Raw genomic sequence first — 12,882 nt, 5'->3', positions numbered from 1 at the left:
TTCAGCCTCCTGCCACTGGCGACAACAGCACCAACGTACTGTCTGCATCAAGCCGGGTTTGTCGGGGAATAATGTCCTCACCGATGGCGCAGGCACAACGTTCAAGCATGGCAAAAGCTGCCGGATAATCCTGTCCGAGTTGTAGCAAAACCTCGGTAACAGTGCTCCGAGCACTGCATAACAGGGCTAAATTTGCAGGTAACTGTCGTTCTACTGCACCAAAGGCTTCAATTTTGATCTTGATTTGTGGCATTTCAACCTCCAATCATATGCATGCTGATTTTACGGGATGGCTCATTTTTCAAGCGCTGTTGAATGGCATGAAAGCCCTGTTCTTTATTCCAGATATAATTTGATACAGTGCGATGCAAGCCCAGTTCACTCAAAGGTATAGATGCAGCCAGGGCTTTAATTTCAGCTTTAAGATTCAAGCCCTTGGGGGCAAATAAACAGTTATAGAATTCACCTTGTGCAGTTAAACGCAGCCGGTCACAGCTGCCACAAAATGAATGGGTAATGGTAGAAATAATGCCAATTGGATGACCATCAATCAGATATTGTCGTGCCGGATCTGAGCTTGACTGAGCTGCATCATTTACCTGGTGAGTGACTGAAAATTCAGTGGCTAGAGTGTCTAAAATCTGTTGTTCACTGACCACATGTGCGCTCGACCATTTACGGTCACCATCCAGCGGCATAAACTCAATAAAACGTAGCTGGATATTTTGCTGCACCGACCAGCGAGCCAACGGCAAAATCTGGTTGTCATTGATGCCGTTCATCAATACGGTATTGATTTTAATAGACAGTCCCACGTCTTGTGCAGCGCGGATTCCATCCAGTACCGGGGCCAGCTCTTTTTGGGTCAGTTGTTTAAATTGATTGGCATCCAGACTGTCCAGACTGATATTCAGATCATCCAGTCCGGCCTGTTTTAAAGCCTGTGCATATTGTCCAAGATAATGCGCATTGGTAGTCATGGAAATGCGTTTTAAACCCAGCTTTTTTAGCTGTTGCAGTTGTGCAATAAAATGCACCACGCCTTGACGCATTAAAGGTTCACCACCGGTAATGCGAATAGATTCGATGCCACGACGCACCATAAAATCACAAAAATGATAAAGCTGTTCAAAACTGAGCAAATCGTGTTTTTTCATCCATTCAGGGTGTTCCGGCATGCAATAGACACACTTGAAATTACAGCGATCGGTCACTGAAATTCGTAATTTGCGTTTGCTGCGACCAAACTGATCGACAAAACGCGCTTCGGTTTCAAGTTCTGTCATCATATTCATGTTGAACATCCATCTTCGAGCAACTTCCTGTTACCGCACAGCAATTGTGCGCAAGATTTAAAGTGCCCAATCTTGTTATTGTTAGAATTGCAATAAGTGTTCCAACTTTGTGCCAAAGGCAAAAGATTCAGTTTTAATGCAGAAATTTAAGTTGTTGATGCTGCTGCAGCTCATCCAGTGAATTAATGCTGTGAAAAAACAGGGCACGATTTTTAAAACTTGCCACTTGAGCGTGCAAGTCGGTAAAACAGTGTTTTAGACTGCGCTGTTTTTGTTCGAGATGACTGAGGAAGGTAGGTAGACTACTGCGTTTAAGCAGACAAAATGGATAGAGTGCCTTGCCGTTGATTTCCACATAAGCCACCTCTGCCAGACTGTTTTTGGCCAAAGCCTGATGCAACTTGAGTAGAACTCGTGAAGGGATATAGGTCACATCGCAGGGGACAAATAGCACATAGTCGGCCTGTACATGTGCCCAGGCGCTTTTCATACCCATCAGTGGACCTAAAAAGCCGCTTTCATCATCCTGATAACAATGAATGCTGGGAATAATTTTCTGGTAAATCGAATCATCCCGATGGCTGTTAATCCAGACGTGCGCTACATCGGATTTTAACTGTTGATGGATTTTGATCAGTTGAATCTGGTCATCAAATTTCTGCAACAGCTTATTGATGCCATTCATGCGCCGTGCCTGCCCCCCGGCTAAAATCACCAGATCTGTGCTCGGATAAACAGCATTTTTTAAGGTTTTTCTCATGCTACCGCCTCCATTTGACAGGCTTTAATGAGGCCACGAATTTCAGGCAGACATGAACCGCAATTACCGCCCGCTTTTAAACAGGCAGTGACCTGTTTTTCATTGGTTATATTTTTTTCTTTAATGGTTTCAATAATGCGGTTTTTACCGACTTTAAAGCAGCTACATACCAATGGACCTTCATTATTTGCCATCGACATCGGTTGTCCGGCCAGTAAGGCTTTACGGTGCATGGCACTTAAACGTTCACGTTTAAACAGGCTGGCGACCCAGTCACGATCCGGTAATAACGCTTTCGGTGCAATATATAGGCTGGCAATCAAATGCCCATCTTTCAGCACCACACTGTGACTGATATGGGCAGTCTGATCTTCAATGTTCAGCCACTCAAAACTTTCATCCTGAAACGGTAACAGCTCTTTTAACTGCTCTGTGGTCTGGGTAAATTTTTTACGGTCAGCCAGTTCATAACGTACAGCTTTGGCGGTGATGATTTTGGTCCACCACACCGTATTCTGAATGGATGATTGCACAATCTTTTCAAAGCCCTGACGTACATAAAGGACACCTTGCCACTGACTGTAAAATGGATGGATAATGACTGGGGTATGCTTAAACTCAGGTTCACCAGAAATGGCATCCACCACCGGATTGACCACCTTGCCGATCCGTGCATCGGACGCGACCTGATCGTTCCAGTGAATCGGTACAAAAACCTGTCCACGACGGATGTTGTCACTGACCGTCGCGCGTAATATACAACTCCCCCATTTCGATTTGACTTCTACCAGTTCGCCATCTTTGATGCCGTATTTCAGGACATCATGTGGATGAATTTCACAATAGGGTTCTGCACGGTGGGTACTTAAACTGGCGGATAAACCGGTACGGCTCATGGTGTGCCACTGGTCACGAATGCGCCCGGTATTCAGCACTAAAGGAAATTCGCTACAGATTTGATTGACTGGATTAACTGCGCTAATGGTAATAAATTGGGCTTTGCCATCCGCATGACTAAACTGACCTTTGGAATAAAGTCGCGCTACACAACCATCTGCCTGATCTTTAGTCCAGACCGGCCACTGCACCGGTTTCAGGGCTTCATATTCATTAAAGGTTAAATCCGTTAAGCCGTTTAAATTAAAATAGCGGAAATATGGCGTTATATCGCACAGGCTTAAATCTGCATTTTGATGTGCCGATAAACGGGCATGTTCCAGAAAAATGTCATGGCTATTGTCAAAATCAAAACCGCTAAAGCCCATTTTTTTAGCGACCTGACTAATCGCCCACCAGTCAGCCTTAGCCTGTTCTGGCTCTTCTAAAAATGCACGTTGTCTGGAAATACGGCGTTCAGAATTGGTGACTGTGCCATCTTTTTCACCCCAGCCTAAAGCCGGTAAAAGTACATTGGCATATTGTGTGGTGTCGGTGTCTTGGCAAATGTCGGACACCACCACAAATTCACACTTGTCTAAGGCACGTTTGACCTGATCGGCATCAGGTAAGCTCACCACAGGATTGGTTGCCATAATCCAGATGGCTTTGATTTTGCCACTTTCTACCGCATGGAATAAATCAACGGCCTTAAAGCCAGCCTGCTTGGCAATATAAGGGCTTTGCCAGAAGTTTTGCACCAGTTGCTGATGGCTTTCGTTTTCCAGTTCTAAATGTGCCGCCAGCATATTGGCTAAACCACCGACTTCACGACCGCCCATAGCATTCGGCTGACCAGTCATGGAAAATGGCGCAGCACCGAGCTTGCCAATTTTTCCGGTGAATAAATGGCAGTTGGTTATGCTATTGGCTTTATTTACCCCTTGTGAAGACTGATTCACTCCCATGGAAAACAGGGTCATCACCTTTTCAGTTTGGGCAAATTTTTGATAAAAAATTTGTAGTTTTTCCAGTGAAATACCGGTACGTACCGCGACATCTTCAATGGACGATTCAGTTTGGCTATGTGCCAAAGCTTGCTCTAAACCTTGCGTATGTGTAGCAATAAAATCTGGGTCAGCATGACCATTTTGCGATAAATATTGTAATAAACCATTAAATAATGCGACATCCTGTCCCGGTAAAATCGGTAAATGCAAGTCTGCCGCTTCACAGGTGCTAGTAAAGCGCGGATCAATCACCACCACAAACAGATCACGTTGCTCTTTGGCTTTCATGATGCGTTGATACAGCACCGGATGACACCATGCCGTATTGGAACCCACCAGCACCACCATGTCAGTATGTTCAAAATCTTCATAGCTCGCCGGTACAATATCTTCACCGAAAGCACGTTTATGTGCCGCAACTGCGGAAGACATGCAGAGTCGTGAATTGGTATCAATATTGGCTGTACCGAGGTAACCTTTGACGAACTTATTCACTACGTAATAGTCTTCCGTCAGCAATTGCCCGGACACATAAAAGGCAATACTGTCACGACCATATTGATCAATGCATTGCTGAAACTTATTGGCAATTAAATCCGTTGCAGTATTCCAGTCGGTCTTTTCACGCTTTTTCTTGCGACCAAGCATAGGATGGAGAACGCGTGCTTCGAGGCCAATGGTATCGGCCAGATTACTGCCTTTAATGCACAGTTTCCCGTAGTTGGATGGATGATTGACATCCCCTGCAACCGACACTTTTTGCCCTAAAGCAGTATCCTGCACAGTCGCAGTGACACCACAACCTACCCCACAATAGGGACAGGTGGTATTGGTGATTTTGGTATTTATTTCTGTGGAGCTATGCAGTTCCATAATGGGAATACTATTCATGATCGCTCCTTAGCTCCTTACCTAAGCATCTTTAATCCTCCCCAACCCTCCTTTAATAAAGGAGGGAGCTTTTCTTGATTTGATCAGCTTTTTGTCAGGCTATTCCCCTCTTTTTCAAAGAGGGGGTTAGGGGAGATTTCTACCTATTCATACGCTTTATTTACCGCTGAGATACATCCACAATAAAGCTTTCTCTACTGAATGAACTAACCTGCTTTCTTTAATGCAAAATCTTTACCAAAGAGCAATTTATTACGAATATTACTGATTGGCGTTTGATCAGAAATCAGTTCTGCATACCATGTGCCATCTTCAGTATCACCAAACAGCACTGTACCAATGACTTTATCTTTTTGAATAATAATGCGTTTATAAATCTGACGTTTTTCATCATTTAAGATAATGTCTTCGTAATCGTCCTGTGGTTCACCATTTTCTAAATCAATTCGACCCGCTGAAAATACATCACAGCCACTAACCTTAAGCTGAGTCGGAACTGTCGGTGCTTTAAAGGTTAAGCTGCCGTGTTCGGCCAGATGTGAGGCACAAATAAAGGCTTGGCCCCAAAGTGGTTCAACCAGACCGAAGGTTTGATTACGATGTTCAATACATTCCCCCACTGCATAAATACTTGGGTCAAAGGTTTGCATGGTGTCATTGACGATTACGCCACGATTACAACGTAAGCCCGCACTTTGCGCCAATGCCATATTCGGACGGATGCCCACGGCAAAAACCACCAGATCAGCGTCTAATACAGTGCCATCTTTCAGCTTGATTTGGGTGACATGACCCTCTTCGCCAATCAGTTGTTCAGTATTGGCTTGAGTCATGATGTTGATGCCCTTGGCTTCAATACTTTGTCTTAACAAGCTGCTGGCACGACTATCCAATTGACGTTCCATAATCCGATCCATCAAATGTAAAACCGTTACATTCATGCCGCGTTGTTTCAGCCCATAAGCCGCTTCAAGTCCCAGCAGACCGCCACCAATCACCACTGTATTTTTCTTGGTTTTGCAGTAATCCAGCATGCTGTTAACATCATAGATATCACGGAAACTGATCACACCTTTTAAGTCCGAACCGGGAATCGGCGGAACAAAAGGTTTCGAGCCTGTCGCCAGAATTAGACGGTCATAATCCACCACCAAGCCTTTTTCGGTATAGACCTGCTTGCGTGGGCGATCAATTTTCACCGCAGCATCGCCGGCAATAAAGCGGATATTTTTGTCGCTATACCAAGCATGCGGATGCAACATGATGTCATCAATGGTTTTATCACCCGACAACACGGGTGAGAGCATGATGCGGTTGTAATTGCCCCACGGTTCTTCACCAATCACGGTCACTTCATAACGCTCAGGCGCCATATCCAGCAAATCTTCCAGACAGCGCATACCCGCCAGCCCATTGCCCACCAACACCAGTTTCATTTTTTCTTGGGAAGTGCCGTTATTGGTGATATAGGTTTTTTGCGGTGTCGGGCTGACCCAGACCTTGCCATTTTCAATCTTGCTTGGAAATACCAGCAGTTTCTGGTCTTTATCTTCCAGACAGCGCCCGGTGGCCAGACTGAAATGCTGCTTGTAGATGGGAGATGCCACGACACGTTCACCCTGCAGATCGCCAATGATGCCGCGTGACATCACAAAAGCCTGACTAAACGGATCTTGGTTACTTAAGGCATAGACCCGTTTTTCATGACCAACCCGGAAAATGGCAATTTGCTGATTTTCAATTAATGCACCCACACCGGTATTCGGGGTAATGTCATCCAAGGCACAAATTTCTAGCCATTCCAGCTCGTTGGTTTTATTTATTTCTTTAAATATTGTCATCTTCTTTCTCCTTTATTCTTTTAAGCTTCAACAACAGGAATACGTGTCACATCACGTTCAGCTTCGGTTTTTGGGCGGATTTGACCGCAAACCTCAGCGAATTGGATGTGTGGATCGTTTTGTTGTTCAGCTTTAGCGTTGATAAAGGTTACGAAGCGTTTACGGACTTCCGGATCTTCCACCGCAGTACGCCATTCATCCTGATAAGTACCGACCACATGCTGCATACGGCGTTCCAGTTCGGCTGCTACACCAAGCGAGTCATTCACCACCACATCTTTTAAATAATCCAGTCCACCTTCCAGGTTGTCACGCCATACCGAGGTACGTTGCAAACGGTCTGCGGTCTGGATATAGAACATAAAGAAACGATCGATATATCTGATTAAAGTTTGGGTATCCAGATCCGATGCCAGTAGTTCTGCATGGCGTGGTTTCATGCCGCCATTCCCGCAAACGTATAAGTTCCAGCCTTTTTCTGTAGCAATCACGCCCACATCTTTACTTTGTGCTTCGGCACATTCACGGGTACAGCCAGACACCGCCATTTTCAATTTATGCGGTGAACGCAGGCCTTTGTAACGGTTTTCCAGAAAAATGGCCAAGCCGACAGAATCATCCACCCCATAACGGCACCAGGTACTGCCGACACAAGATTTCACGGTACGCAATGATTTACCGTAAGCATGGCCTGACTCAAAACCGGCATTGATCAGTTTTTCCCAGATTTCCGGCAATTGATGCACTTGTGCACCAAACATGTCGACCCGTTGTCCACCGGTGAGTTTGGTATACAAGCCATATTCTTTGGCAATCTGACCAATGGCAATCAAGCCCTCTGGTGTGACTTCACCACCTGCCATACGCGGTACAACCGAGTAAGAACCATCTTTTTGAATATTACCCAGATAATAGTCATTACTGTCTTGCAGACCGGCATGGCTTGGCTTGAGCACAAAGTCATTCCAGCAGGAGGCTAAAATATTGGCTGCGGTGGGTTTGCAGATATCACAACCGAGTCCATGACCATGTTGCTGAATCAGATCGTCAAAAGTCTTGATTTCATTAACACGTACCAGGTGATACAGTTCTTGGCGTGAATAGGCAAAGTGTTCACAAAGGTGGTTGTTTACCGTTACGCCTTGGCGTTGCAATTCAGATTTCAATACTTGAGTGACTAAAGGTGCACATCCGCCACAAGCGGTTGCGGCTTTGGTACATTTTTTCAAGGCACCCAACGACGTTGAACCATCGGCGATGGCAGTGCAAATATCGGCTTTAGAGACGTTATTACATGAACAGATGGTGGCACTGTCTGGCAGTAAATCGACACCGCTGCCGCCTGTTTTCGCTGCGGATTGTGCATAACCCGGCATGATCAGGCTTTCCGGATTTTCCGGGATAGCCAGGCCGTTCAGCATCATTTGCAGCAGGTCGTTATATTCTTTGGCACAGCCCACCAGCACAGCCCCGAGTAGCTTGGTTTTTTCGCTATTCACCACAATCTTTTTGTAGATCATGGCATCTTCATCGGCATAGAAATAGCTGAGCGCATTTGGCGTCATGGCATGTGCATCCCCCACAGAGGCTACATCAACACCCATCAGTTTCAATTTGGTGCTCATATCCGCACCGGCAAATGAGTTGCAAGCTTGATCCATCACATGCTTGGCTGCAATACGCGCCATGTCATAGCCTGGAGCCACCAAACCATATATTTTATTTTGCCACAGCGCACATTCACCAATCGCGTAAATGTCTGCATCGGAAGTCTGGCAATAATCGTTAATCACGATACCACCACGTTCACCAATGGCTAAGCCGCTTTGACGCGCCAATTCATCCCGTGGGCGAATCCCGGCAGAAAATAAAACGATATCTGTTTCAAGTTCAGAACCATCGCCAAACTTCATTACATGCGTGGTATTTTCACCGGCTTCAATGCATTGAGTCGCTTTTTGGGTATGGACTTTTACCCCCAGATTTTCAATTTTTGCCCGTAAAACCTTGCCACCCAGATCATCAATTTGCACCGCCATTAAACGTGGGGCGAATTCCACCACATGGGTTTGCAGATTTAAATCACGCAAGGCCTTGGCCGCTTCCAGACCTAACAAACCACCACCAATCACCACACCGGTTTTGGCAGTTAAACTGGCAGCACGAATGGCATCCAGATCTTCAATAGTCCGGTACACAAAACAGTTTTCACGGTCATTGCCGGGAATAGGCGGTACAAAAGCGTAAGAACCTGTGGCCAGCACCAACTTGTCATAACTAATGACATCCCCCTGATTGGTGCTAACCGTTTTATTTAAAGTGTCGATGGCAGTGGCTTTGGTATTTAAGCGCAGATCAATTCCGTAGGCATCGGCAAAGTCTGAACGACACAGGGTTAAGTCTTTAGCAGATTTTCCAGTGAAATATTCAGTTAGATGTACGCGGTCATAGGCCAAGCGCGGCTCTTCTGCCAAAATGGTAATTTCAACCTCATCACCTGCATATTCTAAAACCGATTCGATAAATTTGTGGCCCACCATGCCATGGCCAATCATGAGCAGTTTCATCGTATTTATCCTCAATTCTTTAAAAACTTCTTTCAATTTATTAATTTAAGCTCTGGATCTAAGCGTATTGATCCGAGGAATTTTATTGTTGGGCTTCAGCCAGACTGTTGCGTTCCAGCATGGCCTGTTCATAAAGCTGCTGTTCTTTTTCTTTATGCTCGACCGAGAAGCGAATCATCAGCACACAACTAGCGGCAATCACCACCAAGCCACCCAACACCATTAACGTGGTTTGAATATCCAGCATACCTTTGAGCAGGAAACCTGCAGCCACGGCACCTACATTACCGCCTGCACCAATAATGCCGGCCACACTGCCTAAAGCATCACGGTCAATGAAAGGCACCAGAGCATAGGTCGCACCACAGGCCATATGGGTAAAAAGTGCAAAAACTGTCATGGTCATGATGGCCAGAACTGCGGTGTTCATTTGCGAAAATAAGATCAGGAATAAGCCTTCCATCAGAATCATGCCGAATAGCACTTTGGTACGCCCATCCAGACCTTTTCTAATCGCCACTTTGTCAGAGATGATGCCACCCAAGGCACGGGCAAATAGAGCAAGCAGACCGAAAATCCCTGCGGCCATGCCGGCTTCTTTTAAGCCAAACTGGAAATTGTTGACAAAATACAAAGCGATAATGTTATGAATGAAAATCTCGATCCCAAAGCAGGCGGCATAGGCACCAAATAAAATCCAGACCCGGTAGTTGCGTGCTGCATGCATCAGAATCGCCAGACCGCCTTTTTTATCGCTGCCTACTTGCACGCCTTGTGCCCGCAGTTCCTTAAAATTTCCTTGCGGGCAGTCTTGGGTGAATTTCCAGTACAGTGCACCTACAATCAGCATCAGTACCCCCGGGACAAGCAGGGCAATTCTCCAGCCCATGGTCTGTTCAACTCCGAACATCACCAAGGCAGCAAGTAATAAAGGCATCAGGGCTTGAGTTGCACCGCCACCGGCATTTCCCCAACCTGCTGATGCAGCATTGGCGGTTCCTACCACATTCGGTGCAAACATGATGCTGGTGTGATATTGGGTAATCACAAAGCTGGCACCAATGGCACCAATCAACAAGCGGAAGAAAAGAAAAGATTCGTAACTGTTGGCAGAAGCCACACCAAAGACCGGAATACTGCCGATCATCAATAATGCAGTATAAGTTTTGCGTGGCCCGTATTTATCACATAAAGGTCCCACAATTAGGCGAACCAAAATGGTGATGGCTACAGCGGCAATATTAATATTGGCAATCTGGTCTTTAGTTAAATGGAATTCGCCGGCAATGACAGGCATGAGCGGGGCACAGGCAAACCAGGCAAAGAAACAGACAAAAAATGCGAGCCAACTCATGTGGAAGGCCCGCATTGCTGCGCTACTGAAATTGAAAAGACTTATTTTTGTTGCTTTTTTAGCATTTAAATTTGAAGACATAGCCCTCTCCTTCCTGAACTGAACGTATGGTTTTATCTGTCATGCGGATAGCTGCACAGCAGATTCGATCAGAACGGACGTCTTTGGCCGTCTTACAATTTTTTAGAGTCGTCTTTGACTCACCAGAGATGTAGCAATGCGCGTGCCAACAACTCAGAAAAAATTCTAAGTTTATATTTTTTATAATTTTTATTTTTATGTTTATAACTTTTCAATGCCAATAATGGGCTGCTTCTCTATCTTTAACTATGACCTCCTGACTCAGCTCAACAATGATTATGCTTCCTTGTAGCGCATTTTTGCATTAAGACAGTGCGCCCTTTGCTCACCGTTCCTTGGTTCAGTGAACTTTTATTGAAATCATAATGATTTAACTCATTTGGCATTTTAATTGCTTTAAATGAATTACGACTTTTTCTTTCAGGCATGGCCTGATGATATTTAGCCCATATGCCAAAACTCAAAATCGCACTGATTGATGACGATCAAGACCGTGCCCATTACATTCAAGCATCCCTGATCGAACACAATTTCGAGGTCGTGGCCTGCATTAGCGCGGATCATTTAAACATGTTCCGTCTTGAACAGTTGCATGCCGACGTGATTTTACTGGATATGGATCATCCCCATCGTGACATCATTGAAAGCTGTGTCAGCCAGTTCGATCTGCCCACAGTACTGTTCACTAAAAACAGCCACAAAGACACCATCAAAAACGCCATTGATGCCGGGGTTACGGCGTATATTGTCGATGGCATTGACCCATCCAAACTGGACAGCATTTTAGAAATCTCGATTGAACAGTTTAAAAAACATAAAAAATTGCTCGGCGATCTGGAAGACACCAAAAACAAGCTAGCCGACCGTAAAGATGTGGAGAAAGCCAAAGTATTGATGATGCAATTGCACCATCTTACTGAAGATCAAGCCTTTCAGTTACTGCGTAAAAATGCCATGAGCCACCGTATGACCATTGGCGAAATGGCACGGCGTTTACTGGATGCACAGCAACTACTACAAAGCCAATTGAAGGATTAAGCCATGCCAGATTTAGAAAAAACTCAAATCCAGATCGGCTATATTCCTCTGCTGGATTGTGTGGCCATTCTTTGGGCCAAGCAGCGTGGTTTTTTTGAGGAAGCGGGTTTAGAGGTCACGCTGGTGAAGGAAGCGTCTTGGGCCAGCTTAAGAGACCGGTTGGCCTTTGGTTTTTTAGATGCTGCACATTGCCTGTCTGCCATGCTGCCTGCCGCAGCACTCGGTGAAGACCAGCTCGGTATTCCACTCCAGACTGCCTTGGTCTTAAGTTATAACCGCGCCTTTATTAGTCTGGGTCAGAAACTGTGCTTTGAGCTGAACATTTCCAGTCAGGACAGCGCACAGCAATCGGCACAAAAAATCGTCTCTGCCATACAGGCGCAGAAAAAAATTCAATTTGCCCATGTCTTTAAACAGTCGATTCATCATTATTGCCTTAGAGAATGGCTCGCCCTTGCCAATCCTGAAATTGCACGAAATATAAAACTGGCCACGCTTCCCCCACCCTATATGGTGCAGGCATTAGCCAATCAGGTCATTGATGGTTTTTGTGTCGGTGAACCCTGGAACAGCCAGGCTGAACTACTGGGAATCGGTCAAATTGTCGTTTCCAGTCAGGACATTATTCCCCAAGTGGCAGATAAGGTTTTGGCAGTCACCTGTGATTGGGCAATGCAACATCCAAACACGCATCAGGCTTTAACGCAGGCCATTCAAAAAGCCCAGCAAGAACTGAAAGATTTACAGGACTATGCCAACGTTTGGCAAATGCTGACCGAGTTCAATATTGTGCAATTTCAATGCTCAGACAACATTCATGTACAAAAATTCCACTCCATTCAAAATATTATCCGCAATTTTGTCGATGAGACATCTGTGCCAAAGGTAGAAGATTTTAAATGGCTGACCCAACAAATGCTGAAATGGGATAACCCAATTCACTTGAATGATGCGGTGATTGAAAACATCAGCCAAAACTGTATTTTATCTTTGACGAAATAAGGTAGCATCCGCATTGCCCCCGGCCACAAAAAAATAATCAGAATGCTGGGGTTAAGCCATTCATTTTGATTATTTTATCGCGGTAATCCAGTTTTATGGTTTATTTTCATTTCTGCTGTTTCCCACAAATTTTCTCCATATTTTTACGTTATCTTACGCAAAATTAC

The 12,882-nt window shown here is 45.1% G+C and carries 9 protein-coding genes; 2 read left to right on the top strand and 7 right to left on the bottom strand.

Annotated elements, in window-relative coordinates; all coding sequences use genetic code 11:
- Nucleotide 1: 1 nt before the first annotated feature.
- From GTU69_RS03360 to GTU69_RS03330, 7 genes are all read right to left on the bottom strand, one after another.
- The gene (locus GTU69_RS03360; RefSeq protein WP_166168099.1) at nt 2-253 is read right to left on the bottom strand and encodes a MoaD/ThiS family protein; all 252 of its coding nucleotides are present in this window, start codon (nt 251-253) and stop codon (nt 2-4) included.
- Nucleotide 254: 1 nt separating this feature from the next.
- A complete protein-coding gene (moaA, locus tag GTU69_RS03355) occupies nt 255-1,295 on the bottom strand; it encodes a GTP 3',8-cyclase MoaA (RefSeq protein ID WP_166168097.1) in 1,041 nt (346 codons plus the stop codon).
- A 133-nt stretch (nt 1,296-1,428) separates the two neighbouring features.
- Entirely contained in the window at nt 1,429-2,055 is a 627-nt protein-coding gene (locus GTU69_RS03350) for an NTP transferase domain-containing protein (RefSeq protein ID WP_166168094.1), read from the bottom strand.
- Entirely contained in the window at nt 2,052-4,832 is a 2,781-nt protein-coding gene (locus GTU69_RS03345; RefSeq protein ID WP_166168091.1) for a nitrate reductase, read from the bottom strand. The genes GTU69_RS03350 and GTU69_RS03345 overlap by 4 nt, the downstream gene beginning before the upstream one ends.
- A 206-nt stretch (nt 4,833-5,038) precedes the next feature.
- Nucleotides 5,039-6,673, bottom strand: a complete 1,635-nt coding sequence (gene nirD, locus GTU69_RS03340) for a nitrite reductase small subunit NirD (protein ID WP_166168088.1) — start codon at nt 6,671-6,673, stop codon at nt 5,039-5,041.
- A gap of 20 nt (nt 6,674-6,693) precedes the next feature.
- Nucleotides 6,694-9,240, bottom strand: a complete 2,547-nt coding sequence (gene nirB, locus GTU69_RS03335) for a nitrite reductase large subunit NirB (protein ID WP_166168085.1) — start codon at nt 9,238-9,240, stop codon at nt 6,694-6,696.
- Nucleotides 9,241-9,322: 82 nt separating this feature from the next.
- Nucleotides 9,323-10,675 carry an MFS transporter gene (locus tag GTU69_RS03330; RefSeq protein WP_166168082.1) on the bottom strand — a complete coding sequence of 451 codons (1,353 nt, stop codon included), beginning with the start codon at nt 10,673-10,675 and terminating at the stop codon, nt 9,323-9,325.
- 450 nt (nt 10,676-11,125) lie between these two features.
- Here GTU69_RS03330 and GTU69_RS03325 point away from each other — a divergent pair, with 450 nt between their 5' ends.
- Complete coding sequence (locus tag GTU69_RS03325; RefSeq protein WP_166168079.1) at nt 11,126-11,713, top strand: ANTAR domain-containing protein; 588 nt, start codon at nt 11,126-11,128, stop codon at nt 11,711-11,713.
- Between the two features lie 3 nt (nt 11,714-11,716).
- Nucleotides 11,717-12,715, top strand: coding sequence for an ABC transporter substrate-binding protein (locus GTU69_RS03320; RefSeq protein WP_166168076.1), 999 nt, complete (start codon nt 11,717-11,719; stop codon nt 12,713-12,715).
- Nucleotides 12,716-12,882: the final 167 nt, after the last annotated feature.

It is taken from the genome of Acinetobacter sp. SA01 (assembly GCF_011319235.1).
GTDB lineage: Bacteria > Pseudomonadota > Gammaproteobacteria > Pseudomonadales > Moraxellaceae > Acinetobacter.
The sequence above is the reverse complement of the archived record's forward strand: the minus strand, read 5'-3'. Positions and strand labels throughout refer to the sequence as shown.

Bases quoted from the DNA above. Each gene is read 5' to 3' on its own strand.
- GTU69_RS03330 (WP_166168082.1), bottom strand. From the start codon at position 10,675: ATGTCTTCAAATTTAAATGCTAAAAAAGCAACAAAAATAAGTCTTTTC.
- nirB (WP_166168085.1), bottom strand. From the start codon at position 9,240: ATGAAACTGCTCATGATTGGCCATGGCATGGTGGGCCACAAATTTATC.
- GTU69_RS03345 (WP_166168091.1), bottom strand. From the start codon at position 4,832: ATGAATAGTATTCCCATTATGGAACTGCATAGCTCCACAGAAATAAAT.
- moaA (WP_166168097.1), bottom strand. From the start codon at position 1,295: ATGAATATGATGACAGAACTTGAAACCGAAGCGCGTTTTGTCGATCAG.
- GTU69_RS03360 (WP_166168099.1), bottom strand. From the start codon at position 253: ATGCCACAAATCAAGATCAAAATTGAAGCCTTTGGTGCAGTAGAACGA.
- GTU69_RS03325 (WP_166168079.1), top strand. From the start codon at position 11,126: ATGCCAAAACTCAAAATCGCACTGATTGATGACGATCAAGACCGTGCC.
- GTU69_RS03320 (WP_166168076.1), top strand. From the start codon at position 11,717: ATGCCAGATTTAGAAAAAACTCAAATCCAGATCGGCTATATTCCTCTG.
- nirD (WP_166168088.1), bottom strand. From the start codon at position 6,673: ATGACAATATTTAAAGAAATAAATAAAACCAACGAGCTGGAATGGCTA.
- GTU69_RS03350 (WP_166168094.1), bottom strand. From the start codon at position 2,055: ATGAGAAAAACCTTAAAAAATGCTGTTTATCCGAGCACAGATCTGGTG.